Consider the following 26,512-nt stretch of genomic DNA (forward strand, 5'->3'; position numbering starts at 1 on the left):
GGGGTCTGTGGGCTAAAACAATTCCTGGCTACTTATTCCCTCATATTACAATTATAATCCCTTCTATAATCGGATCGATGCAATATCTACGCAGTCTTAACGAATTATATTTTTTTAAATATATCAGTTTAAACAGGGCTGGCTGTTCATTTTTTATTGAAAAATTAAAAAATTTAACCTTTTTATCTACTAAATGTAATTTTTTAGTTAAAATCAACTTAATTCTTGCTTATGTTACCACAACACTGTTCTTTTGTGTAAAATTATTTACAGCATGCAATCGTTACGCTTCACCGCACTGGAAAACCTTTCTGGTGTTGATTTAAAAATCAAGCCCGAACAACTTAACGGTACCAAGATCACCGAAGTGTTCGGCAGCAATGTATTCGCAGGAAAAGTAGTACGCGAGAATCTAAGTGACGAAGCTTACAAAAGCTTAATGAACTCCATCAAATCTGGCACTAAGATCGACCGTAAAATGTCCGAACAGATCGCTTCTGGTCTGAAACAATGGGCAATGAAAAAAGGCGTTACCCATTATACCCACTGGTTCCAGCCTTTAACCGGCACTACAGCTGAAAAACATGATTCTTTCTTTACACTGAAAGGCGATGGCTCTGCCCTCGAAACCTTTGATGGCGATGCGCTGGTACAGCAGGAGCCTGATGCTTCCAGCTTCCCTAACGGCGGTCTGCGCGCTACTTTCGAAGCTCGTGGTTACACTGCATGGGACCCATCCTCTCCTCCTTTTATCCTGGAGCAGGGTCACGGTAAAACACTTTGCATTCCTACTATATTTGTTGCATACACCGGTGAATCACTGGACTACAAGGCTCCGCTGCTGAAAGCTCTTTCTGCGCTGGACAAAGCTGCAGTAGATGTATGTAACTATTTTGATAAAAATGTAACCAAAGTTACAGCTACTCTCGGATGGGAGCAGGAATACTTCCTGGTAGATGAAAGCCTGGCTAATGCCCGTCCTGACCTGGTAATGTGCGGCCGTACCGTAGTTGGTCATGCTCCTTCCAAAGGTCAGCAGCTGGAAGACCACTACTTCGGTTCTATCCCTGAGCGTGCTTACGCTTTCATGCGCGATTTCGAAGAAGAGTCTTACAAACTGGGTATTCCTTTAAGAACCCGTCACAACGAGGTTGCACCTTCTCAGTTCGAGTGTGCTCCTATCTTTGAAGAAGTAAACATCGCAGTTGACCACAACTCCCTGCTGATGGACGTAATGACCAAAGTGGCCAAACGTCATAAGCTGAGAGTATTACTGCATGAGAAACCATTCGCAGGCATCAACGGTTCAGGTAAACACAATAACTGGAGCATGGCTACAGATACTGGTGTGAACCTGCTGGCTCCGGGTAAAACTCCGAAGACCAACCTGATGTTCCTGACCTTCTTCGTTAACACGATCAAGGCCGTTCATGACTACGCAGACCTGCTGAGAGCTTCTATCGCTTCTCCAAGCAATGACTTCCGGCTGGGTGCTAACGAAGCGCCTCCGGCTATCATCTCTGTTTTCTCCGGTAAATACCTGTACGACGTACTGCAGGAGGTTAAGAACCGCGTGAACAACAAGTTCGATGAGCAGGACGAAGCTATCCTGAAACTGGATCTGCACCGTCATATTCCTGAGCTGTTGCTGGATAATACCGACCGTAACCGTACCTCACCTTTTGCCTTCACCGGTAATAAATTTGAGTTCCGTGCCGTTGGTTCTTCTGCAAACTGTGCTTCCGCTATGACCGTATTGAATACTATCGTAGCTAAAACACTGGCTAATTTCAAAATAGAAGTTGACGCCCTGATCGAAAAAGGCGAGAAAAAAGAGATTGCGATTATGCAAACTCTTCGGAAATATATTGTAGATTCGGAGAAAGTTTTATTTGAAGGTGACGGTTATAGTGAAGAATGGGAGAAAGAAGCTGAAAAGAGAGGTCTTGCTAACGTAAAAACCACTCCTAAGGCACTGGATGCTTACGTTACCGAAAAATCAACTAAACTGTTCACTGAGGTAGGTATTTACAACGAGAAAGAATTGCATGCCCGTCATGAGATCCTGCTCGAAGATTACGTGAAGAAAGTTCAGATCGAAGCCCGTGTAATTGGTGATCTGGCTACCAACACTATCCTGCCTTCAGCTATCAACTATCTGAACAGCCTGATTGTCAACATTAATGGTCTGAAAGGCATAGGTCTCGGTGATGGCGCTGTTAAAGCCCAAACCCAGATCGCTGCAAAAATAGCTGAACATATTAACGTCATCAGTGAGAATGTACAGGCTATGATTGAAGCGCGTAAAGTAGCTAATAAAGTTACTGACAGCCGCCAGAAAGCTATAGATTATTGTGATAAAATTAAGCCGTACTTTGATGTTATCCGTTATCACGCGGATAAGCTGGAGTTCCTTGTAGATGACAAACAATGGGCACTGCCTAAGTACAGAGAGCTGCTTTTCTTGCGATAAAACCGTAAGATTGTTTTGGTGTATGATTAGCCCCGGGTATTTACCCGGGGCTTTGTGTTTTTATAACTATTGCTTATATTCAATGTACCCTTAACCCGATACCCCTCCTTCCCTGTATTTAAGCAATCTGATCTGCTTTATTAGTTCCCAAAAACCTATTTCATTTACCCTAAAAACACCCTCATGAGTACACGTCTCAACTCTACTTTTCTTGTGATGATCACAGGTACAATACTATGCCTGCTCACCTCCTGCCACAAAACAGACATTACTCCCGACTGTGGCGCCCCTCTTTGCCAGATCCAGACATTTGAAGGTGATAATGACTGGTGGGAAGGGCATGTAGTCAATACGCTTACCTACAACAAGGCAGGCAACCCGATATTGCGCACCCGCTCTGACGTAGCTACCGGTAATGAGAATGAAAGTTACAGATACGATGCAAAACAAAGGCTCAGCGATCAGATACTTCATTATGCAGATGGCGCCTATGGTACAGATTTCAGAGAATGGCACAGATTTAAATACCATAACAATGAGGACAGACCCTATATGGACAGTCTTTATATCAATGGCACTATAGGAGATCATCCTATCCCCTATCCATTTTTGCCGCCAATGCTCATCGTGATCTATTTTAATTATGACACCAAAGGGCGCCTTATTGAAGAAAACTCCTTCTACACGGATGGTGCCGCCTGGTACAAGAAAAAATATCTGTACAACAGTGCTAACAATCTTGAAAAGCTGGCAGCCAGCTGGAACCCGACAGCTTCAAGTGTAGATACCACTTATTATGGGCCTTATGACAACAAGGTAAATTTCCTGCGGACAAATAAGGTCTGGCAACTGCTTACCCGCAATTATAGTGAGAACAATACCCAGACCGCCATTACTTACAATAAATTTGGGCTTCCACTACAATTTCCCAATGATTCGAAAGGCAGAACAGTTCTCTTCCTGGATGCTGATCTGACCAATGCGAAGATCACTTATATATGTAAATAGCAGTACCTGCAGATTGCTTAAAACAGAAAAGCCGACCTGTCTGTAACAGGCCGGCTTTCTTTATATCGCACCAGATTATACCAGTTTGAATGTTTCTGTGAATTTGGTTGTAAAGTTACCCTTACGGAAATTCTCATCGCGCATCAGCTGCTGATGGAAAGGAATGGTCGTCTTCACACCTTCGATCACAAATTCGCTCAGCGCACGTTCCATGGTATTGATCGCTTCTTCACGCGTCTGCGCGATGGTGATCAGTTTAGCCACCATGGAATCATAATACGGAGGAATAACGTAGCCGGCATAGATGTGAGAATCCACACGTACACCGTGACCACCTGGAATATGCAGGGTCGTGATCTTACCTGGAGAAGGACGGAAATCATTGTAGGGATCTTCCGCATTGATACGGCATTCGATTACGTGCATTTCCGGCGTATAGTTCTTACCAGAGATAGGTATGCCCGCAGCGATCTTGATCTGTTCCTTGATCAGGTCAAAATTGATAACCTCTTCAGTTACACCATGTTCTACCTGGATACGGGTGTTCATTTCCATGAAGTAGAAATTACGGTGTTTATCGACCAGGAACTCAATAGTACCAACACTTTCGTAATTGATGGCAGAGGCAGCCTTGATAGCAGCTTCACCCATCTTCTCACGGAGTTCAGGAGTCATGAACGGAGAAGGAGATTCCTCCACCAGTTTCTGGTGACGACGCTGAATAGAGCAATCACGTTCGCTCAGGTGGCATACTTTACCGTATTGGTCACCAGCTACCTGGATTTCAATGTGGCGAGGCTCTTCCACGAATTTCTCCATGTAGATACCATCGTTATTGAAAGCAGCGCGGGCTTCATTTTTAGCCATGTTGTAGGCATTCTCCAGCTCCTCATCTTTCCATACTACACGCATCCCTTTACCACCACCACCGGCGGTAGCCTTCAGGATAACAGGGAGGCCCATTTGTTTTGCCAGTTTCTTGGCCTCCTCGACACTCTGCAGGAGACCTTCTGAACCCGGGATAACCGGTACACCAGCAGCGATCATGGTTTCTTTCGCAGTCATCTTATCACCCATTTTACGGATCATCTCCGGAGTGGGCCCGATGAATTTAATGCCATGTTCTCCACAGATCTCTGCAAAACGTGCATTCTCTGCCAGGAAGCCATAACCAGGGTGGATAGCATCAGCATTAGTGATCTCTGCTGCTGCCATCAGGTGAGGTATATTTAAATAGGATTCGCTGCTCTGTGGTTTACCTATACATACGGCTTCATCTGCGAACTTCACATGCAGGCTGTCTTTATCTGCAGTAGAATAAACAGCCACCGTTTTGATGCCCATTTCTTTACAGGTGCGAATAATACGCAAGGCTATCTCTCCACGGTTGGCAATCAATATTTTCTTAAACATGTTTTTTCAATAGGTTAAAGAAAAGAGTAATAAACCTAAAAGGTTGGAAAACTATGAGGCAGGTAAGTGTCCTTTCCTTCTCATAATATTCCAACCCTTTAAATAAAAAATTAAGGCTCTACCAAAAACAAAGGCTGATCGTATTCCACCGGGGAAGCGTCGTCTACCAACACTTTTACGATTTTACCACTTACTTCACTTTCGATTTCATTGAAGAGTTTCATCGCTTCAATGATACAAACTACTTTACCAGGAGCCACTTCATCGCCTACATTCACAAAAGAAGGCTTGTCAGGACCAGGGCTGCGGTAGAAGGTACCGATCATTGGAGATTTGATGGTTACCAGGTTGTCGGCTTTAGCTTCAGCTGGTTTAGCTTCTGCCGGAGCAGCTGCCTGTGGAGCCTGAGCTATTGGAGCTGCCTGTGGCACTGGCTGATAAACAGGTGCTACTGCTGGAACAGTATACACTGGTTGTTCGTTATCTTTTTGCTTTATTGTAATCTTAAACTTGTCCTGCTCTATGCTCAGTTCACTGATGTTGGACTTGTTGACCATCTTTACCAGCTCCTGAATCTGTTTAAAATCCATGTAGACAGTTTTTGGTTTAGAAATGCTTGTAAGTAGATAATATATGGACTAAAACTATTCTTTTACTCTTTCGATGTATTCACCGGTTTTGGCATTAACCCTGATCACATCGCCCTCATTTACAAACAGAGGAACGTTCACAGTGGCGCCGGTTTCAACGGTAGCAGGTTTAAGTGTACGGGTAGCAGTATCACCTCTAAGGCCTGGCTCAGAATAAGTAACTTTCATCACGATCTTGTCAGGTAACTCAACACTCATAGGTTGTTCAGTCTCTGTATTGAAAGAAACGCCTACTTCCTGACCTTCTTTCAGGAACTGAGGAGCATCGATCATTGACTCTGGCAGTGCGATCTGCTCAAAAGTCTCATTATCCATGAAATTATACCCACTGTCATCCTGATATAAAAACTGATAGGTTTTCTTTTCCACACGCACAGGGTATATAGTGTCGCCGGAGTTCCAGGTATGTTCAATAGACCTGCTATTGTCAACACCTTTCAGTTTAGCCCATACTTTAGCAGCAGCACGGGCTGTTTTGTTCTGACCAAACTCTACAACAGAATATAAGCTGTTTTCCAGCTTAATAATCAATCCTGTTCTGATATCTGCAGTGGTAGCCATAAAAGGATACTTAAATTTAAAGTTAAAAATACATTAGGACTGCAAAAGTAATTCATTCTGGCAAAATCCCTCATGGAACTGATTGCTTCCTAATTTGTTTTAGTGTTATACAGAGACCCTATTTCTTACCTATTATTTTTTTTAGGAATGCAAACATAGTGTAAGGAAGGGTAATCTAGTAATTTTTTTATAAAAAAATGGCAAGTATGTCCATACTTACCTTCCAACGCCCCCGGAATAGTCCTTTTTTAAGTAAAAAAGCCATTCAAAATAAAGGTTCGAATACTATCTGTTCAGGTTTATAGACTATTACAAAATTCGATACCTTTAGTACCGTACAAAAATCAAGCGTTCAAAAATCAGACTTATGAGACGATATCTGCTCCTTTTATGTTGTTGCTGCCTGTCATTTATGTTACAAGCTCAAACCAGGACAGTGTCTGTTCCGAAGGATCAGCCTCCTTATCTTCAGTATCCGATAGTGCCATCTTTCCCACTTACATTGCCTGACGGCCATATTATCACCAAAAATGACCTGAAAAAGAATGTCAAGACCATTGTCTTTGTATTTAGCGTAGACTGCGACCATTGTAAACATCTGACGGAAGAGGTACTAAAGAACATCGATAAGTTTAAAAAAACACAGATTCTTATGGTCACACCTTTTCAACCGGAACAGATGAAGGTGTATTATAATAATTATAACATCAAAAATTACCCCAATATTATAATGGCCAGTGAGCCGACGCGCCAGATCATGTATTTCTACAATCTGCATTATTTCCCCGGATTGTTCATTTATGATAAAAAGCAGCAGTTCGTAAAAGGCTTTGAGGGCACTGTGAAACTGGATGAGCTGCAGGAATATCTGAATTAGCAATGCGGGCCTGTTTCAGTGGCTATTGGTTACATTTGTTTATCCTCGTATTCTTCACCTTAAAATTTTATACAAACGATGAAAGTTACTGTCGTAGGAGCTGGTAATGTAGGCGCAACCTGTGCTAATGTACTGGCCCACAGAGATTTTTTGCAGGAGATTGTGTTATTGGATATTAAAGAAGGCACTGCAGAAGGAAAGGCGTTGGATAGCTGGCAGCAGGCCCCGATTGATTATTATAGCACCAGAATAACGGGTGTCACGAATGATTATCTAAAAACAGCTGATAGTGATGTCGTTGTCATCACTTCAGGATTGCCCCGCAAACCCGGCATGAGCAGGGATGACCTGATCTCTACCAATGCCAATATCGTAAAATCGGTTACGGAAAACATCGTTAAGCATTCGCCTGACGCTATTATTATAGTAGTAAGTAATCCGCTGGATGTAATGACTTATTGTGCCTTCCTGACAGCACAGAAGGATAGCAATAAGGTATTTGGCATGGCGGGCATCCTCGACACCGCCCGTTACCGCGCGTTCCTTGCAGAGGAAATCGGCTGTTCCCCCAAAGACATCCAGGCTATCCTGATGGGCGGACATGGAGATACTATGGTGCCACTGCCACGTTATACAACCGTATCAGGTATTCCTGTTACGGAACTCATTGCTCCGGATAAACTGGAAGCTATTATACAACGCACCAAAGTCGGAGGCGGCGAAATCGTAAACCTGCTGGGTACCTCCGCCTGGTATGCTCCGGGAGCTGCTGCTGCGCAAATGGTGGAAGCAATACTGAAGGATGAAAAAAGAATATTCCCATGCTGCGCATGGCTGACCGGTGAATATGGATTGAAAGACATATACCTCGGCGTTCCTGTTGTTCTGGGTAAAAACGGTATCGAAAAGATACTGGAATTACAACTCGACGAAAGCGAGAAAGCTTTACTCACAACCTCTGCCTCCCACGTTAAAGAAGTTATGGATGTATTGGACAATATGAAGGTGATCGCATAATATGTTGATCATAATATATTGATCCTAATATAAAAGGCTGACTAATAGCCAAAAATGATCCGGCTATCAGTCAGCCTTTCTTATGTCAAACCGGGAATGTCATGTCCCTTTCCCTCCCCTCTCCTCTTACTATTCCCAGGAATAAATCCTTTCCCTCTCTGAAAAGATTTGTTACATTCGTTTCAACGGTTATTATACAAAACGTGATGTTTTGTTTGCTAAATGGATGATTGATATTCGTATTTTTAACCCGACTATATTCTCACTTATGTCAAACATAGAAAAACTGATCTCGCAAAAAACATTTACCAGCGAGTATAATAAAGGGTTAATAGGTCTCATTTTCGTAGGCAACTGGATAGTGTCACGTCACCAACAATTCTTCAAGAAGTTTGACATCACCATGCAGCAGTATAACATATTGAGAATATTGCGTGGTCAACACCCTAAAGCTGCTAATATCAATACTTTAAAAGAGAGAATGCTGGATAAAATGAGTGATGTTTCACGATTGGTTGAGCGTTTACGCAAAGCAGGATTAGTGGAGCGAAAGAGCAGTGAAGTAGACCGCAGAGCCGTGGACGTACAAATTACGGAGAAAGGATTAGCCTTACTTAAAGTAATGGATGTAGACCTTCCTGATCTTGAAGATTCCCTGAAATTATCATTGACGGAAGAGGAGGCATCACAGCTGAACACACTCCTCGATAAGATATTGACACGTTATTAGCCGAAGAACTTCCGGTTAGGTGAGTACAAGTACTCAATCAGCCGAAAGTTTTTTTATGTCTTCATCCTCTCCTGTATACTTTATTTCTTCTACATAATTAAGGTCTTTCCCAAAAGTTTCTTCTACCGAATAGGACGCGATAAACGCTATCGCGATACAAATTGCCGCTACAATCGCACCACTCTGGAGGTATGTAAAATAGTGTTGTGCAAAGGCAAACAACATGGTGATCAGCGGTAGCATACCACGCGCGAAGTTGGGCACTGTAATGGCCACGGTAGCTCTGAGATTTGTACCAAAACTTTCTGCGGCAATAGTAACAAAGATAGCCCAGAAGCCCACACTGAAACCAAGTATAAAACAGACAGTATGGAAAAGCCACTTTTCCGCACCATGAAGATTAAGATAGAAAAAGACACAGACAGCAGTCAAACCCAAGAAGATCATCATTACTTTTCGTCGGCTTTTTAACATCTGGCTGAGTACACCACTGCAAAAATCACCTAGTACCAATCCTGCATAACAAAATGCCACTGCATCCCCCGGATTAATGGGAGACTTTACACCCATTTCAATGGCAAATTTATTGGAGAATGCTACCAATATCCCCACCACAAACCATGTGGGAGCACCTAGCATCACACATTTCAAATACCGTAAAAAGCGCTCCTTGTTATTAAACAAAGCCAGAAACTCCCCCCTTCCCGCAGTATTCTTTTCGGCGGTCTGGTTGAACATATGTGATTCCATTACACTGATACGTAGTAATAGTAATAACAGACCTAATCCTCCTCCGATAAAATAACAGTAACGCCAGTCAGGCACCATCTTGGCTATAAGATTTGCAGCAATAGCACCCGAAACACCTACCGTAGCCACTATCATAGTGCCGTATCCCCTCTTTTCCTTTGGTAATATTTCAGCTACCAGTGTAATACCAGCCCCTAATTCTCCGGCAAGGCCTAGTCCTGCAACAAAACGCCAGAACAGATAACCAGTCGTACCCGTCACAAAACCATTGGCAATATTGGCAATTGAATAGAGTAGTATGGAACCAAACAGTACTTTAAGACGACCTTTCTTATCTCCGATAATTCCCCAGAAGATCCCTCCCACAAGCAGTCCTGCCATCTGCACATTGATGAGTAACATACCTACACCTGAATCTATTTCTGTTTGAGATACTCCCAGGTCCCTCAGACTGGGCACTCTCAGGATCGTAAATAACAACAGATCATAGATATCGACAAAATATCCCAGGGAAGCAACTATCACTGCAACATTCAAGATCGATGAGGAACTATTACCGGATTTCATGACAGGAACCTGTTTTATTCATTCACATCTGTATGAGTAGGATGTGGATGTTTTGTTTTTCCAAAGACTAGTTTGATAATAACAGGTAATGTAGTAATAATTATTAATATAATTACAATAAGCTCCAGATGTTCTTTCAGTGAAGGGAAGAATTTATCCAGATAATGACCAGCCAGCATCATAGAGAATACCCAGCAGAAGGAGCTGATAATATTAAAGAACATAAATTTCTTCTTGTCCATTTGCACAATACCAGCCACAATAGGAGCGAAAGTCCGGATGATAGGCAGGAAACGGGCTAGAAAAATAGCGCCACCACCATGTTTATCATAGAATTCCTGCGCCTGATACAGGTGCTTCCGCTTAAAGAAGAAAGTATCTTTTCTGGTAAAAAGTAATGGTCCCGACTTACGACCAAACCAGAAACCGACATAATTACCCAATACCCCTGCCAGAGATATCATCACCATGATAATGAAGAAGGGAACATTAAAAAAGCTTTCACTCAATGAACCACCATATATACCAGCCACAAAAAGCAGGGAATCGCCAGGCAGGAAAAATCCAACGAAAAGCCCAGTTTCGGCAAAAATGATCAGCAATAATAAATATAGGCCACCATGATCAATGATCCATTGTGGGTTAATAAGGTGCTTAAATAACTCTATAAACTGGTCCATATATATTTTAATAATCTCGAAATCAGGTACTAATATAGTCGCTTACACTGCCTCCAGCCAGCATTGAACATTTTATTCAATACCATACACAAAGACTTTGGGCAAAATAAGCATAAAACTGTTATTGATTTGTTATACTTCCTTTAACTGGGAGGCGGGTACTTCTACGAGGGAATTTTCCCATTTGGATACTACCGCAGTCGCCATTGCATTACCAATCACATTGGTAGCGGAACGGCCCATATCCAGTAAATGGTCTACCCCCAGCAACAGTAATAACCCTGCTTCAGGAATATGGAACATGGAAAGTGTACCAGCAATCACTACAAGGGAAGCTCTGGGCACCCCGGCTATACCTTTACTGGTGATCATTAATACGAGTAACATAGAGATCTGCTGTTCAAAACCCAGATGCATATTATAAGCCTGGGCAATGAACAGGCTGGCAAAGGTCATATACATCATTGAGCCATCCAGGTTAAAGGAATAACCTAAAGGCAATACGAAACTTACAATACGGTTATCACAACCAAATTTTTCCAGCTCTTCCATCGTGCGGGGATAGGCAGCTTCACTACTGGCGGTACTGAACGCCAGTAACAAGGGATCTTTTATCAATCCGAGTAATGTAAACACCCGTTTTCCTAGTATCAGAAATCCTATCAAAGCCAGTACTATCCACAAAGTGATAAGACCTAAATAAAATTGTCCAATGAATTTGCCGTAGGTCAGCAGAATAGCAAGTCCTTTCTGAGAGATGATTGCTGCCATAGCAGCGAATACAGCCAAAGGAGCAAAATTCATTACGTAACCTGTTACTTTCAACATGATATGGGCTACGCTGTCCATGAATTTTACTACGATGGTCCCAAACTCGCCTACCGCTGCTGTAGCTACACCGAAGAAAAGCGAAAATATAACGATCTGCAGGATCTCGTTATGTGCCATTGCATTGACAACGCTATCGGGGAATACGTGCTGGAAGAACCCTTTTAAGGTCATGCTGGCGGCAGCTACACCACTGCTGGCATGAGAATCCGGTACAGGCAGGTTCAGTGAATGACCTGGTTGCAAAATATTTACCAGTATCATTCCCAGGAAAAGGGAAACGAAAGTAGCCGAAATAAACCATAACATGGTTTTACCACCAATACGGCCCACCGCTTTTATATCACCCAGTTTTGCCACTCCTACCACTAATGTAGAAAATACCAGGGGAGCGATGATCATCTTTACCAGCCGCAGAAATATATCAGTCAGAATGGAAATGTTATCAGCAAATTTTTGGATAGAGGCTTCTCCGGTAGTACCATTGCCGGTAGAGAAACCTATAATATATCCGGCAGTGTTGCCCAGGGAACCGTTATCAGCTGAGGTCAGCTGTCCGGCATTTCCGCTACCATAGGTATCGGTATAGGAAACGTTCACAATATATCCTGTCAGGATTCCCAATACCATGGCTATGAAAATAAATAGTGTAAGCCGGTTGGATCTCTTCATGCAAAGCCTTTTAATTACAATTAATATTTGTGCTAAACGCTAAAATTCCCCAAAAATAAGGTTAGTACTGTAAAGTTGTGACTTCATTTATAAAATAAAAGCTCTGGTTTTGCTTTTTGATATTTATATTTGGCGATCTGTAAAAAAAAAGAAACAACAACTAAACCACTTAAACGTCAACCACAATATCTCATTAGTATGGGCAAACTTTTTGTAAAAAAGCCACTCTCCCTGTTATTAACTGAAGCATCCGAATCTGAAAAAGGCCTTAAGCGTACATTAGGGGCAGGATCACTTATAGCTTTGGGAATAGGCGCTATCATTGGTGCGGGGCTTTTTGTCAGAACAGCTGCTGCTGCCGGCCAACATGCTGGTCCTGCTGTTACGATCTCCTTCATTATCGCTGCTATTGGTTGTGCTTTGGCAGGTCTTTGCTATGCTGAGTTTGCCTCTATGATCCCTATTGCCGGTAGTGCTTATACCTACTCTTATGCAACAATGGGTGAATTTATCGCCTGGATCATCGGATGGGACCTCGTACTGGAATATGCACTTGGCGCCGCTACAGTAGCTATCGGTTGGTCTCAATACCTGAATAAACTCATTGAAAAAGTCTTTGGAGCAGCATATATCATACCTTATCAGTGGTCCCACAGCCCGTTTGAGACATCTGATGCAGGTGTACATGGTATTATGAACATTCCTGCTGTCTTCATATTATTACTGCTCACTTTATTGCTGATCCGTGGTATTGAAGGTTCTGCTATTGTTAATAACATCATCGTTATTACCAAAGTATCCATCGTAATCCTGTTGATCATCCTGGGCTGGCAGTTCATCAATCCTGCTAACCACACGCCATTCACAATTCCTGCAGATGCTGGTTCTGTTACCATGCACAATGGTAAAGTGATTAATTACGCCGACTTCTGGTACCATGGTATCCCTGGGGTATTACGAGGTGCCGGCGTGGTGTTCTTTGCATTTATCGGTTTTGATGCGGTATCAACTGCTGCGCAGGAAACGAAAAATCCAAAGAGGAATATGCCAATAGGTATCCTGGTATCACTGGCCATCTGTACCCTGCTGTACATTCTCTTCTCTTATGTACTGACTGGTATCGCTCCATATAAAGACTTCCTGAGACAAGGTGGTGAAGCTTCCGTAGCATATGCAATTGATACTTATATGCACGGATATGGCTGGTTATCAACTTTTGTAACGGTTGCTATCCTCGCCGGTTTCTCCTCGGTGATCCTGGTGATGCTGTTAGGTCAGACAAGGGTGTTCTACTCTATGTCAAATGATGGCCTGGTTCCAAAAGTATTCTCTAATCTTCATCCGAAATTCCGTACACCTTACAGATCACAGGCACTGTTCTTCGTATTTGTATCCATTTTTGCGGCGTTCGTTCCGGATAGCGTAGTAGGTGATATGACCAGTATTGGTACCCTATTCGCCTTCGTATTGGTTTGCTTGGGTGTGATAGTAATGAGAAAGACGAATCCTGAATTACAGCGTGCATTCAAAACACCTTGGGTACCATTTGTTCCTATCCTGGGTTCATTATTCTGCCTGACAATGATCGTCAGTCTGGGTATTGAAAACTGGGCCAGGTTGATTGTTTGGCTGCTGATCGGCTTTGTTATTTACTTCGGTTATAGTGTAAAGAACAGTAAGGCCAGAAAGTTATAATCAGATAATATTGTTACGATATAGATATCAAGGCCGGAATTCATGCTGCTTGTGTAGTCTGAATTTCCGGCCTTGTTGAGTTAAACGGCCGGAGGAGGTCGTTTTTACTATAAAAGTGACTATTTTTGCGTCTCGATTTTCTTAATAATTAATTATACCCAATATGGGAAGAATATTTGAAGTAAGAAAGGCCACCATGTTTGCCAGATGGGACAGGATGGCCAAACAATTTACCAGGATAGGAAAGGAAATAGCGATCGCTGTGAAACAGGGAGGTCCTGATCCGGATAATAACCCCGCTCTTCGCAGATGTTTTGCCAACGCCAAAGGTGTTAACATGCCTAAAGACCGTGTAGAAGCGGCCATTAAGCGGGCAATGGGTAAAGATAAGACTGACTATGAAGAAGTTGTATATGAAGGGTATGCTCCGCATGGCGTTGCAGTAATGGTAGAAACTGCAACAGATAATCCTACCCGTACAGTAGCTAACGTGCGTATGCACTTCAACAAAGAAGGCGGTAGCCTAGGTAATAGTGGTTCTGTAGGCTTTCTGTTTAACCGTACAGGTGTTTTCAAGATCAAAAACGAAGGACAGAACCTGGAAGATCTGGAACTTGAACTGATTGATGCCGGCCTGGAAGAAATTGGAGAAGACAGTGAAGGTAATATCGTGTTGCATACGCCATTTACCGAGTTCGGTAATATGTCAAAAGCACTGGAAGAGAGAAATATCGTTCCTATCAGTGCGGAATTGCAGCGTATCCCTGCTACAACCGTTGAATTGAACGAAGAGCAGGCGAAGGAAGTGTTGACACTGATCGACCGCCTGGAGCAGGATGAGGATGTACAACAGGTATTCCATAATCTGCGCTAATACCGGTAATGAGAATAAAAGAAATGGCCTTGTCTGAGACAAGGCCATTTCTTTATCTATGGATTGGTATATTAAAGTACGCGGCTTACTTCGCTTTCGATCACAAGACGTAAGCCTTTGCCGTGAATAGTTTCCAGTTTAATGGTATTATCGAGTTTAAAATGCTTGCGTATACGTGTGAGATAAACATCCATGCTACGCCCGGTAAAGAAATCATCATTTCCCCACACACTCAGCAAAATGCCTTCCCTTTTTAGTCTCTTATTAGGATTGTCGCAAAGGAACTTCAGCAGTTCGGCTTCTTTGGGCGGCAGGTTAATTGTTTGACAGGTCGGAGGATGGTAGATTTTGAATTCACTATAGTTAAAGATGAGTGATCCGAGCCTAAAAACAATTTGTTTATCATTTTGCAGCAGACGGCTTCTTTTCATAAAAACATCCATTCGGCAGAGCAGTTCTTCCATATTAAATGGCTTCACCAGATAATCATCTCCTCCGCATTCAAAGCCGTTAAGCTTATCCTGCTCCATATATCGCGAAGAGGTAAAGATGATAGGAATATTATCATTTCTTTCTCTGATCTCTCTTGCCAGTGTGAACCCATCCATACCCGGCATTACGACGTCGAGCAGACAGATATCAAATGGTCTTTCCTGGAAAGTATTCCAGCCTTCCTCCCCATCTGAACAATGCACAACCAGGTACCCCGCCTTCTCCAGGTGGCTCTTGATAACTTTGGCAAAAAATGATCATCTTCTACTAACAGAACTCCTGCTTTCATAAACGGATTTGGGTTGATGGTTAATTAGAAGTCATTCCTGACACGCCCTAACAAAATGACGAATTATTAACTATTAACGTGGACTAAATGTTTATCCAATTTAGTTTTATTCTTTTGAATTTTGGCTGCACAACACCTATTATCTTCATCCATTTCGTTCATTTCTGACCAAACGAAAAATAAGCATGTCTAATATATTAATTATCATCTACAATAGAAAATAACATTTGGTTAATGTTATTCTCAGGGGTCAACAATACCCACGTATTAAATAATTATTCAATTATAATTTAATTGATTTATCATGAAAGTATTTCATAATATTTGTATACTGCATTAACATCTTCTTAAACCTACAACTCATCTAAATGCAAAAACGCAAGGCCGGAAAGCCTTGCGTTTCACTTTTATAGTTACCTAACTATTCTTCTACCATTTCCATTACTATTCTGATCACATCTTCCACATTAGGCTTGGAGAAATAGTCACCATCTGAGCCATATGCCGGGCGATGCGCCTGCGCACTCAGCGTTCTTGGTGCAACATCCAGCCATTTGTACCCGCCCTGCAGCTCCATCACCTGCTGGAACATGTAGGCGGTTCCCCCACCCGGCACATCTTCGTCAACGAAGAGTATCCGATTTGTTTTCTTTAACGACTCCACAATCTTATGACCAGTATCAAAAGGCAATAATGTCTGAATATCAATCAGTTCACAGGACACCCCCAGTTTTTCCAGTGTCTGCATCGCTTCTTCAATAACACGCAGGGTAGATCCGTAAGAAACAATTGTGATGTCTGTGCCTTCATGTATTGTTTCCGGTACGCCTAAAGGTACAGTGAAGCTACCCAGGTTCTGAGGTAATCTCTCCTTCAGCCTGTAACCGTTGAGGGATTCAATCACCAGCGCAGGTTCGTTAGCCGACAGCAAAGTATTATACATACCTATGGCCTGTACCATATTACGTGGTACGCAAACATTCATGCCTCTTAAAGATCCCAGGATCATACTCATTGGAGAACCGGAATGCCAGATTCCCTCAAGACGATGACCTCTTGTACGCACGATGATTGGACAGTACTGGATACCTTTTGTCCGGTATTGCAGACAGGCTACATCGTCACTGAGTGGTTGCAGTCCGTATATCAGATAGTCGAGGTATTGTATCTCGGCGATTGGACGAAGTCCTCTCAGTGCCATACCAATCCCCTGCCCCATGATAGTGAGCTCACGTATACCGGTATCAAAGATCCGCTGTGTGCCATGCTTCTGCTGTAAGCCGGCAAATCCCTGGTTCACGTCTCCTATTTTACCCACATCTTCACCAAATGCGAATACCTTCGGATTATTTTCTATGAGCTGATCGAAGTACTTATTTAATACCTCATATCCATTTACTGTAGCTGAGTCTTCATTATATACTGCAGGCACCACTGGTACATTCGACACAGCGTTTACACCTTCTGCATACAACAAAGAATTGTAATTTTCTCTTTCCCGGCTGAGCAGGTCTTCATAAAACCGTTTCAAAGCATCCATTGCGGGTGCTTTTATCTTCTTATGATAAACCAGTATAGTAGATGCCGTTTTAAGTACATCCCGTCTCAGCGGCTCACGGTTTACCTGGAGCTCATGCAGCAGATTATTTACCATCGCGGCATCCACTTCCGGCAAAGCAGCTACTGCCTGGCCAAGTGTTAATATCTGCTGTATCTGTTGACGGATAGGCGTAACATATTTCTCCCATGCATTTTTACGTGCATCCTGTGCTACCGTCTTCGCCTCAGCTTCTATAGATAGCAGAGTGGCTTCATCTGCCAGCGCATTCTCCAGGATCCACTGCCTCATCTGGTAATTACAGTCGAACTCTTTTTCCCATGCCAACCGCTCTTTGCTCTTATAACGTTCATGAGATCCGCTGGTGGAATGCCCCTGAGGCTGAGTCATTTCCTCAACATGGAACAACGCCGGTACGTGGGTTTCCCTGATCTTTCTGATACCGGCCTCAAACACTTCACACATGGAGGCGTAATCCCATCCTTTCACATTATATATATCAAAACCGTTTGAATCTTCTGTTTTACGGAAACCTTCAAGGGCAGCACTGATCGAATCTTTCGTGGTCTGGTATTCGCGCGGGACCGAAATACCGTAGCCATCATCCCATACAAAAACTGCTAACGGTACCTGTAGTACCCCCGCGGCATTCATTGTTTCCCAGAAGTGACCTTCAGAAGTAGAAGCATCACCTATGGTAGCAAAACAAACCTCGTTGCCGTTATTCGACAGCTTCGGGAATTCTTTTAACACTTCAACATCCCTAAAAAGCTTGGATGCAAATGCCAGTCCCAGGGCGCGCGGCATCTGGGCAGCAGTAGGAGACATATCTGTAGCTGTATTCTTAATTTGCGTAAGGTCCAGCCAATTGCCGTCCTTCCCGAGGTTTGGAGTCGCGAAGTGGGAATTCATCTGGCGTCCACCTGAAAATGGCTCATTGGCCAGATCAGGATCGGCATACATCTGTGAAAAGAATTGTTCTGGTGTGGCAATACCACTGGCAAAAGCAAAGGTCTGGTCCCGGTAGTAACCGGAGCGAAAATCGCCCGGTTTGAAATACTTGGCCATAGCGATCTGTGCCACTTCCTTTCCATCTCCAAAAATACCAAACTTGGCCTTGCCTGTAAGGACTTCCTTACGGGCCAGCAGACTAACTTCCCTGCTTTCGCAAGCCAGGCGGTAATCATCCAGTACTTCCTTCCGAAATTCATCGAATGACAACCGGCTTTCCGTATTCATAGTCAGTTCATTGTTTTCTATCATGCCTCTTGGTTAAAGTACAAAAGTAAGGTTAATTATAGTTAATTATACAGTTGCAAAACGTTTGAAAATGTAACGCGTAAAATAATTTGATTTTTTTTAATAAGATTTTAATAAATTCTTTGGTGACACATCAATTTTGGCTGTAAATTTGTTACTAAGTTAAACGATGATCTATTTTTTAACCAATCGTTTTAAAACCACATTATACATGAAAAAATTTATCTTATCCCTATTTGCGAGCATGCTGTTAACCACTGCTCTCTGGGCGCAAACACAGACCGGAAATCCTGTTGACGCTAAAGTAAAATTCAAACAGGAAACTATTGATTTTGGTAAAACTAAACTGAACAAACCAGTATCAGTTGATTTCGAATTTACCAATACTACAAAAGAACCTGTTTTGATCGAGACAGCACGTGCAAGCTGTGGTTGTACGACTCCTACCTGGACTAAGGAACCAATCCTGCCAGGTAAGAAGGGTAAAATCACCGCCAACTATTCTGCCAACAGCCTAGGTCAGCAAAACAAAACTGTTTGGGTAAGGTTAAAAGGTGTTGATCAGGATAAAGAACTGCATCTGACTGGTTCTGTTGAAAACTAATCACTACAGATATTAACCGTCATAAAAAAGCCTTACAGTTCTAGCTGTAAGGCTTTTTTGTTGGGCAACCTGCTGGTTCCACTGAAATTAACTAAGCCTGTAGATCCCCTAATATCCACTACCTTTGTATACTCAAAATCAAGACAATTTATGCCTACCATTAGTAAGAGGGGGGAACAAATGCCACCTTCTCCTATCAGGAAATTGGTTCCTTATGCAGAAGCAGCTAAAAAGAAAGGAACCAAGGTCTATCACCTCAATATCGGACAACCGGATATTGAAACACCAAAACCAGTATTGGATGCAGTCCGTCACTCCGACTTCACCGTACTTGAGTACAGTCATAGTGCAGGAAATGAAAGTTATCGCCGTAAACTGGTTACATACTATGAGCGGTTTGGCATCAAACTGAACCATCAGCAGATCATTGTAACAACAGGTGGTTCGGAAGCCATTCTCTTCGCTTTTATGGCCTGCCTGGATGCGGGAGATGAAGTACTCGTACCAGAGCCCTTTTATGCCAACTACAATGGTTTTGCCGTTGAAGCAGGAATACATGTACGGACTATAACATCTAATATAGAAAGTGGATTTGCATTACCGGCCATGGAAGCCTTTGAGAAGGCCATTACTCCGCGGACCAAGGCAATCATGATCTGCAATCCTAATAATCCGACAGGCTATCTGTACAGCAAGGAAGAACTTTCCGTGTTGAAGGCACTGTGTCTGAAACATAATCTCTACCTGTTCTCTGACGAGGCATACAGAGAGTTTTGCTATACCGGGGAACATTTTTCTGCAATGAATCTGGAAGGTCTGGAAGAACACGTTATCCTGATGGATACCATCTCCAAACGCTACAGTGCCTGTGGAGGAAGAATTGGTGCCCTTGTCACCAAAAATCAGACAGTGCTCGATGCTGTTATGAAATTTGCCCAAGCCAGGCTTAGTCCACCTTCATTTGCCCAAATAGCGGGTGAAGCTGCTGTTGACCTACCCCTGGATTATTTTGATAAAATAAAAGCAGAATATCAAAGCCGCCGTGACGTCCTGGTAAAGATGTTAAATGATATACCAGGCGTATTCTGTCCGAACCCAGGAGGAGCATTCTACGCTATAGCCAGGTTACCTATCGATAATGCTGATAGATTCTGTCAGTGGTTACTGGAATCCTTCTCTTATGAACAGCAAACTGTGATGTTGGCTCCTGCCACTGGCTTTTATGCCACCAAAGGGCTCGGCGCTGATGAAGTGCGATTGGCATATGTACTGAATAAGGAAGATATCCGGAAGGCGATGATTTGTCTTTCTAAAGCACTGGAAGTATACCCAGGACGTATTGTTGTCAAGGAAGAAGTACTGGAAAAAGGACATTAAGACAATGCAATAATCATATTAATAATAAATCTATACAATATGATTATTGCTCTTTTTTCCATTTTCGCCCCAAAAAGCCCATTTTATTGCATTATAAAAAATAATATATTCAGTTTTTCTTAGCAAAATCTGTTTTTTATAGATGAAAATGTTTTTTTCATCAGATTTCTTTGTATATTTGAATCGCGAAAGGCGGCTAAACAGGTGGTGAGAAATGACGGTAGGAAACAGATAACGTGAACCAGTTTAGCATAAAATTAACCTTAGTAATTTCATGAAGCATTTTATAATCCTGAACTTTGCTTTGAGTTATTAACAGTTAGAAAAGAATTATCAACTTTTTGTAAAAAAGTTTAAGATATACTAAAACGTTTTAGCTAAATACCTTATTTTTGTATCAGTTTTTCATAACGTGGAATTTATAAAGGCAAACGGCTCTGATCACAGAGCCGTATTTTTTTGCCCTACACTCAGCAATTCTTTTGATAATCAATATGTTGCATAAAATACAATTCTCCTTTCCCTGCTTTAACCTTTAAAATCACATATAAATAAAAGAGGCGGCCTGTATCAGGACCGCCTCTTTTAAATTTATCTGAAGAAGATTTACATGTTCTCTTTGATCATATTAAAGAAGTCATCAAACAGATAACGACTGTCATATGGGCCCGGAGTTGATTCCGGATGGTATTGCACAGAAAATGCCGGTTTATTCTTAATGCGGATACCTTCTATTGAAGAATCATTCAGGTTTACATGCGTTACCTCCACCGTCTGGCTGGCGGCAATCGCCTTTGGATCTACAGCAAAACCATGGTTCTGCGTAGTGATCTCACAACGTCCTGTTGCCAGATTCTTAACCGGATGATTCAGACCGCGGTGGCCATGATGCATTTTATAAGTAGGAATGTCATTAGCCAATGCCAGCAGCTGGTGTCCAAGACAAATACCAAACATAGGTTTGTTGGCATTCAGGATCTTTTTAACAGTATCAACCGCATATTTCAATGGCGCAGGATCACCAGGACCATTTGAAATGAAATAAGCGTTCGGTTTGAATTTCTCGCACTCTTCAAAAGGGGTATCTGTTGGGAATACCTGCAGATAAGCCCCTTTCTCAGATAAACATTTCAACATATTCCTTTTCACTCCATTGTCCAGCACCGCAATACGGATATCAGCGGCCGGATCACCAACATTGTATGCTTCTTTTGTAGATACTTCAGCACACAGCGCCAGTCCCTCCATAGAAGGCACTTTCTTCAATTCTGCTTTCAACTGATCAACATCCAGGATCTCGGAAGAAATGATACAGTTCATAGCTCCTTTGCTGCGGATGTGCGCAACCAGGGCCCTCGTATCTACATCATAGATAGCTACCAGGTTATTTTCAACCAGGAACTTCTCCAGTGATCCGTCAGCCATCTGGCGGGAATAATTATAAGCGATATTCTTACATATCAATCCGCTGATCTTCACACTGTCACTCTCCACGTCGTCTTTCTTCACGCCGTAGTTACCAATGTAGCAGTTATTCATGATCAGTACCTGCCCTTTATATGAAGGATCCGTAAATACTTCCTGGTATCCTGTCATTCCAGTGTTAAAACATAATTCACCGGCGGCGGTGCCAATTTTACCAAAAGCTTTTCCCTGATATACCGTACCGTCGTCTAACAACAGTATGGCTGGCTGGATCGATCTAGTCTGAGGCATGCTTATTTTTTCGTTTTAAAAAATCGTGCAAAGTTATTGAATAAAAGATTAATTATCGAGATTTCTCCCGAATAATTGTTAATCTTTACCCTCAATTATTTGACATGAATCGATTTTATAATACGACGGGCAGTGGCGGCAGCAGTAGTATCATCCTCCCTGTAACGGATTGCTATTTCCCAGCGGTGCGGGCCGTCCACAAGTAGTAAGTTGCAAAAAGCAAGCCTGATACCACTTTTATAGTTAAAACTTCCTTCCTGGAGCAAAGCAGTCATCCCACTTTGCATAATGGTATCCGTTTTATATTGAAGTTCGGAAATCTCCTGGTTCTTTTTCATTTCGCTCGCGGTAGCAGCCCCTGCAATCTCCAGGTCGTTGGATACGTTTGGCCGGAAACTATACATATTCACCTCCACCTGCATCCCCTCTTCTACCCTGTTCCTGTAACTCTTTGCGTATTCAACGAATTGAGCCACTTCCGGGGCTAATGGCTTGTCGTTCACCCCAAGATGCATAGGTGTGCTTATCTCAATTGTTTGCCGCCCTATTTTGGCTGTTTCCCAGGAAGAATATAACCATGACCTGTTTATTTTTGGGTAGATCAGGTTGAAGACGACACGCTTTCCAATATATCCACCTGCTACTGCCGCTAAGCCAATTACCAGTATTACAGTAATGATAGCTCCGCGCCGACCAGCCCATTTCAGATATTTCTGCTGCAGTTCGCCCACAGGGTTCGTCCTGGCTTTTTTTGGTTTAACTCCTTTTTCCCGCTGGAAGTCTTCAAAGCTTCCTTCCGGTCGTTTTAATTTCCACTCAGCATAGTTGGTAGGCAGCTTTTTGCCACATTCAGCGCAAAAGGTGAGAAACTCTGACTTGAGCTCATTGTAATGCCCACAGCTTTTACATTTTAGGTAAATCATAAGATATAGAGAGATTTTTAAACGGATCTTCCCGTATAATTTCTAATACAACCGCGATATTACAAAAAAATATAATTAACCTATATTATGCTTTCGCATCAGGCTGGAAATCAAGTAAAAAAAAATCCCGGAGTAACCTCCGGGATCCTTATGAATTGAAGCAAAACTGATATTATTCAGCCGCTTTTTCTTCAGTTGCTGCACCTGTGCCTTCATCAGCTTTTTTCTTGCTGCTACCAGCACGACGTGTTTTCTTGGCAGGAGCTGCTTCTTTTTCAACTTTACCACCATAGATCTCGTTAAAGTCAACCAGTTCGATCAGCGCAGTTTCAGCGTTGTCACCAACACGTTTACCTAACTTGATGATACGGGTGTAACCACCAGGACGGCTAGCGATTTTTTCACTGATAGCACCGAACAGTTCCTTGATGGACTCTTTATCCTGCAGGTAGCTGAACACAATCCTACGGTTGTGAGTAGAATCACTCTTTGCTCTTGTCAGCAATGGCTCAACATATACACGCAGCGCCTTAGCTTTCGCCAGGGTAGTGGTGATACGTTTGTGCTTGATCAGCTCCATAGCAAGGTTAGCCATCAGGCTCTTGCGGTGTGCGGCAGTTCTGCCGAGGTGGTTTAATTTTACTCCGTGACGCATGACGTTTTGTTTTTGATTCCCCTATACCGTGTCAGGAATTATAGGGTACTTATTTAGATATTAATTCTTCTATTCTTCGTCTAATTTCAGTTTGGACAGGTCCATACCGAAATGTAAACCTCTTTCATTCAGTACCTGCTCAATTTCACTGAGGGATTTCTGACCAAAGTTCCTGAACTTCATCAGCTCTTCCTGTTCGTACTGAACCAGTTCGCTCAGGGAGTTGATTTTAGCAGCTTTCAGACAGTTAAAGGCACGAACGCTCAGATCCAGGTCTTCCAGCGGCGTTTTCAGTATCTTACGGAGCTGCAGTGTCTGCTCATCTACAACATCTTCTTTTTCAGTGTCTTTAGTATCGAAGCTGATGTTCTCATCAGTGATGATCATCAGGTGTTGGATCAGGATGCGGGAAGCCTGTTTTACAGCTTCTTCCGGGTGGATGGTACCATCTGTGATCACTTCCATGATCAGCTTCTCGTAGTCAGTCTTTTGTTCCACACGGGTATTCTCGATGCTATATTTTACGTTCTTGATAGGCGTAAAGATAGAGTCGATAGCGATGTAACCGAAAACGGCATCTTTAGGTTTGTTCTCTTCAGCTGGCACATAACCACGGCCTTTGCCGATAGTCAGTTCGATATCCAGTTTTGCAGATGGATCCAGCGTACAGATAAGCAATTCAGGATTCATGATCTGGAAAGCACTGGTAGCTTTTTCGATCATGTCAGCACGGAACTCAGTTTTTCCTTTAATAGAAATCTGAATCTTCTCGTTGCTAACTTCGTTCTCAACAATGCGTTTGAAACGTACCTGCTTAAGGTTCAGGATGATTTCAGTTACGTCTTCAGTGATTCCTTTTAAAGTTGCAAACTCATGATCTGCACCTTCTATCTTTATTCCCACAATGGCATAACCCTCCAGAGACGATAGCAGCACGCGACGCAGCGCGTTACCCACAGTCACCCCATAACCCGGTTCTAATGGCCGGAATTCGAATTGAGCTTCAAAGTCAGTAGACTTCTGCAAAACGATCTTATCAGGCTTTTGGAAATTCAGAATTGCCATTGATATGTTAAGTTTAATTGTTTATGTAAAACTGCCTTTAGCCATTAACATGCAGCCTTTAGCAACCTACGTAAGAGTATTACGCTGGTAACTAATGACCCATGCTTAACGGCTAAAGACATATTATTATTTAGAGTACAATTCTACGATCAGCTGCTCCTTAATGTTCTCAGGAACGCTCTCTCTCTCAGGATATGCGATGAAAGTACCTTTCAGTTCTTTTTCATTCCAATCCAGCCAGCTGAATTTAGGATTTTTACCACGAATATTGCTGGTAATAGCAGTGTTAGTTGCTGCAGAAGGTTTCAGTCCGATGATATCACCTGGTTTCAGCTGATAAGAAGGGATGTTCATTACTTCACCGTTCACAGTGATATGTTTGTGAGAAACCAGCTGACGGGCAGCAGGACGGGAAGGAGCAATACCCAGACGGAATACCGCGTTATCCAGACGTGCTTCCAGCAATTTAATCAATACTTCACCGGTAACACCTTTACGACGGTTAGCTTCTACGAACAGATTAGCGAACTGACGCTCCAGTACTCCATAGGTGTATTTCGCTTTCTGTTTTTCACGCAGCTGCAGCGCGTATTCACCCAACTGTTTACGTTTACGGGTTACACCATGCTGACCCGGAGGGTTGCTGTTCTTACCTAAATACTTACCGTTTCCTAAAATCGGTTCTCCAAAAATTCTGGAGATCTTGGTCTTTGGTCCTGTATACCTTGCCATGTTCTTTGATAGATTTTTTAGTTTCGGTATATGATCTTTAAAAAATCTTAAACCTGATCATATACCCATTTGTTAATAAAATTCTCAAACGGCAATTCGAAAGCAGGAAGCGGAAGATAACTCCAACTTTCCACTTTCGAAATACCGTAAAATTATATCGATCCTATACCCTTCTCTTTTTAGGAGGACGGCAACCGTTGTGAGGTAAAGGAGTTACGTCTTTGATCATACTAACCTCGATACCGGAGTTAGCGATAGCGCGAATAGCACTCTCACGACCAGCACCAGGGCCCTTTACAAAAACATCTGCTCTTTTCAGACCAGCTTCCATTGCTGTTTTTGCAGCATCAGAAGCCGCCAGCTGAGCTGCATAAGGAGTGTTCTTTTTAGAACCCTTAAAGCCCATCTTACCTGCAGTAGACCAGGAGATAACCTGACCCTGCTTGTTGGTAATGCTGATGATGATATTGTTGAAACTAGCAGAGATGTGTACATCGCCGTAGTTATCTACTTTAACTACCCTCTTTTTGTTAGCAGCAGTTTTTGTATTTGTTGCTTTTGCCATAATTATATAAAATTCCAGGTTCCAGGTTCCAGATTCCTCTTGCCATATATACGACTACTGGAAACCGGAACTTGTTATTTGTATTATCAAGTTTATTTCTTAGGCGCTTTCTTTTTACCTGCAACCGTTTTACGTTTACCTTTACGGGTACGGCTATTGGTACGGGTACGCTGGCCTCTCAACGGTAAGCCCTTCCTGTGACGAAGACCACGATAACAAGCGATATCCAGTAAACGCTTGATATTCATCTGTACTTCAGAACGCAGCTGACCTTCTACCTTAAACTCACTGTTAATGATGTTACGGATAGCAGCCTGCTCATCATCGTTCCAATCCTTAACTTTCTTGTTCAAGTCTATACCAGACTTCTCCAGAATATATTGAGCGGTAGAACGACCAATACCAAAGATGTAGGTCAGGCCAATTTCTCCACGTTTATTTTTAGGAAGATCGATACCGGCTATACGTGCCATATTTGTAT

24 protein-coding genes are annotated in these 26,512 nt (G+C 42.6%); 9 read left to right on the forward strand and 15 right to left on the reverse strand.

What is annotated here, in order from left to right:
* Positions 1–274 precede the first annotated feature (274 nt).
* Together CLV42_RS21725 and CLV42_RS21730 are read left to right on the forward strand one after the other, a co-directional pair.
* On the forward strand, positions 275–2,473 hold the full coding sequence (locus CLV42_RS21725) for a glutamine synthetase III family protein (RefSeq protein WP_106604048.1): 2,199 nt from the start codon (positions 275–277) through the stop codon (positions 2,471–2,473).
* Between the two features lie 183 nt (positions 2,474–2,656).
* Positions 2,657–3,481: a hypothetical protein gene (locus CLV42_RS21730; RefSeq protein ID WP_106604049.1), complete on the forward strand. Its 825-nt coding sequence runs from the start codon at positions 2,657–2,659 to the stop codon at positions 3,479–3,481.
* A 75-nt stretch (positions 3,482–3,556) separates the two neighbouring features.
* On the opposite strand, the gene accC is transcribed toward CLV42_RS21730, so the two are convergent.
* The 3 genes from accC to efp all read right to left on the reverse strand — a co-directional run bounded on the left by accC (position 3,557) and on the right by efp (position 6,105).
* A complete protein-coding gene (gene accC / locus CLV42_RS21735) occupies positions 3,557–4,894 on the reverse strand; it encodes an acetyl-CoA carboxylase biotin carboxylase subunit (protein ID WP_106604050.1) in 1,338 nt (445 codons plus the stop codon).
* A 110-nt stretch (positions 4,895–5,004) separates the two neighbouring features.
* Positions 5,005–5,484 carry an acetyl-CoA carboxylase biotin carboxyl carrier protein gene (gene accB, locus CLV42_RS21740; protein ID WP_106604051.1) on the reverse strand — a complete coding sequence of 160 codons (480 nt, stop codon included), beginning with the start codon at positions 5,482–5,484 and terminating at the stop codon, positions 5,005–5,007.
* A 54-nt stretch (positions 5,485–5,538) separates the two neighbouring features.
* Positions 5,539–6,105, reverse strand: coding sequence for an elongation factor P (gene efp / locus CLV42_RS21745; RefSeq protein WP_106604052.1), 567 nt, complete (start codon positions 6,103–6,105; stop codon positions 5,539–5,541).
* 436 nt (positions 6,106–6,541) lie between these two features.
* Between efp and CLV42_RS21750 the strand changes: the two genes are divergently transcribed.
* The 3 genes from CLV42_RS21750 (at position 6,542) to CLV42_RS21760 (ending at position 8,729) form a co-directional block, all read left to right on the forward strand.
* Complete coding sequence (locus CLV42_RS21750) at positions 6,542–6,982, forward strand: peroxiredoxin family protein (protein ID WP_170117601.1); 441 nt, start codon at positions 6,542–6,544, stop codon at positions 6,980–6,982.
* A gap of 78 nt (positions 6,983–7,060) precedes the next feature.
* Positions 7,061–7,999 (forward strand): malate dehydrogenase, encoded by a 939-nt coding sequence (gene mdh / locus CLV42_RS21755; protein ID WP_106604054.1) that lies wholly within the window; start codon positions 7,061–7,063, stop codon positions 7,997–7,999.
* 268 nt (positions 8,000–8,267) lie between these two features.
* A complete protein-coding gene (locus CLV42_RS21760; RefSeq protein WP_106604241.1) occupies positions 8,268–8,729 on the forward strand; it encodes a MarR family winged helix-turn-helix transcriptional regulator in 462 nt (153 codons plus the stop codon).
* A 33-nt stretch (positions 8,730–8,762) separates the two neighbouring features.
* Here CLV42_RS21760 and CLV42_RS21765 read toward each other — a convergent pair whose 3' ends face one another.
* The 3 genes from CLV42_RS21765 to CLV42_RS21775 form a co-directional block, all read right to left on the reverse strand.
* A complete protein-coding gene (locus CLV42_RS21765) occupies positions 8,763–10,046 on the reverse strand; it encodes an MFS transporter (protein ID WP_106604055.1) in 1,284 nt (427 codons plus the stop codon).
* A 14-nt stretch (positions 10,047–10,060) separates the two neighbouring features.
* Positions 10,061–10,726, reverse strand: coding sequence for a DedA family protein (locus tag CLV42_RS21770; RefSeq protein ID WP_106604056.1), 666 nt, complete (start codon positions 10,724–10,726; stop codon positions 10,061–10,063).
* Positions 10,727–10,858: 132 nt separating this feature from the next.
* Complete coding sequence (locus CLV42_RS21775; RefSeq protein ID WP_106604057.1) at positions 10,859–12,226, reverse strand: dicarboxylate/amino acid:cation symporter; 1,368 nt, start codon at positions 12,224–12,226, stop codon at positions 10,859–10,861.
* Between the two features lie 198 nt (positions 12,227–12,424).
* Between CLV42_RS21775 and CLV42_RS21780 the strand changes: the two genes are divergently transcribed.
* Both CLV42_RS21780 and CLV42_RS21785 read left to right on the forward strand, forming a co-directional pair.
* Positions 12,425–13,921, forward strand: a complete 1,497-nt coding sequence (locus tag CLV42_RS21780) for an amino acid permease (RefSeq protein WP_106604058.1) — start codon at positions 12,425–12,427, stop codon at positions 13,919–13,921.
* Positions 13,922–14,084: 163 nt separating this feature from the next.
* Complete coding sequence (locus CLV42_RS21785) at positions 14,085–14,795, forward strand: YebC/PmpR family DNA-binding transcriptional regulator (protein WP_106604059.1); 711 nt, start codon at positions 14,085–14,087, stop codon at positions 14,793–14,795.
* Between the two features lie 71 nt (positions 14,796–14,866).
* Here the strand turns inward: CLV42_RS21785 and CLV42_RS21790 are convergent, their stop codons facing one another.
* Both CLV42_RS21790 and CLV42_RS21795 read right to left on the reverse strand, forming a co-directional pair.
* Complete coding sequence (locus tag CLV42_RS21790; protein ID WP_245901712.1) at positions 14,867–15,490, reverse strand: response regulator transcription factor; 624 nt, start codon at positions 15,488–15,490, stop codon at positions 14,867–14,869.
* Between the two features lie 507 nt (positions 15,491–15,997).
* Entirely contained in the window at positions 15,998–18,397 is a 2,400-nt protein-coding gene (locus CLV42_RS21795; protein ID WP_106604060.1) for an alpha-ketoacid dehydrogenase subunit alpha/beta, read from the reverse strand.
* Between the two features lie 208 nt (positions 18,398–18,605).
* Between CLV42_RS21795 and CLV42_RS21800 the strand changes: the two genes are divergently transcribed.
* The gene (locus CLV42_RS21800) at positions 18,606–18,998 is read left to right on the forward strand and encodes a DUF1573 domain-containing protein (RefSeq protein ID WP_106604061.1); all 393 of its coding nucleotides are present in this window, start codon (positions 18,606–18,608) and stop codon (positions 18,996–18,998) included.
* Positions 18,999–19,148: 150 nt separating this feature from the next.
* Entirely contained in the window at positions 19,149–20,375 is a 1,227-nt protein-coding gene (locus tag CLV42_RS21805) for a pyridoxal phosphate-dependent aminotransferase (RefSeq protein WP_106604062.1), read from the forward strand.
* Positions 20,376–20,981: 606 nt separating this feature from the next.
* Here the strand turns inward: CLV42_RS21805 and carA are convergent.
* From carA to rpsM, 7 genes are all read right to left on the reverse strand, one after another.
* On the reverse strand, positions 20,982–22,091 hold the full coding sequence (carA, locus tag CLV42_RS21810) for a glutamine-hydrolyzing carbamoyl-phosphate synthase small subunit (RefSeq protein WP_106604063.1): 1,110 nt from the start codon (positions 22,089–22,091) through the stop codon (positions 20,982–20,984).
* 95 nt (positions 22,092–22,186) lie between these two features.
* The gene (locus tag CLV42_RS21815) at positions 22,187–23,014 is read right to left on the reverse strand and encodes a hypothetical protein (protein WP_106604064.1); all 828 of its coding nucleotides are present in this window, start codon (positions 23,012–23,014) and stop codon (positions 22,187–22,189) included.
* 172 nt (positions 23,015–23,186) lie between these two features.
* Positions 23,187–23,669 carry a 50S ribosomal protein L17 gene (rplQ, locus tag CLV42_RS21820; RefSeq protein WP_106604065.1) on the reverse strand — a complete coding sequence of 161 codons (483 nt, stop codon included), beginning with the start codon at positions 23,667–23,669 and terminating at the stop codon, positions 23,187–23,189.
* A 69-nt stretch (positions 23,670–23,738) separates the two neighbouring features.
* Positions 23,739–24,734 (reverse strand): DNA-directed RNA polymerase subunit alpha, encoded by a 996-nt coding sequence (locus tag CLV42_RS21825; protein ID WP_089835240.1) that lies wholly within the window; start codon positions 24,732–24,734, stop codon positions 23,739–23,741.
* A gap of 126 nt (positions 24,735–24,860) precedes the next feature.
* Positions 24,861–25,466 carry a 30S ribosomal protein S4 gene (gene rpsD, locus CLV42_RS21830; RefSeq protein ID WP_106604066.1) on the reverse strand — a complete coding sequence of 202 codons (606 nt, stop codon included), beginning with the start codon at positions 25,464–25,466 and terminating at the stop codon, positions 24,861–24,863.
* Between the two features lie 163 nt (positions 25,467–25,629).
* Positions 25,630–26,031, reverse strand: a complete 402-nt coding sequence (gene rpsK / locus CLV42_RS21835; protein WP_089835242.1) for a 30S ribosomal protein S11 — start codon at positions 26,029–26,031, stop codon at positions 25,630–25,632.
* Positions 26,032–26,123: 92 nt separating this feature from the next.
* Positions 26,124–26,504, reverse strand: coding sequence for a 30S ribosomal protein S13 (rpsM, locus tag CLV42_RS21840; protein WP_089835243.1), 381 nt, complete (start codon positions 26,502–26,504; stop codon positions 26,124–26,126).
* Positions 26,505–26,512 lie beyond the last annotated feature (8 nt).

Origin of the sequence: Chitinophaga ginsengisoli, assembly GCF_003014595.1 — a bacterium.
GTDB classification, from domain to species: domain Bacteria; phylum Bacteroidota; class Bacteroidia; order Chitinophagales; family Chitinophagaceae; genus Chitinophaga; species Chitinophaga ginsengisoli.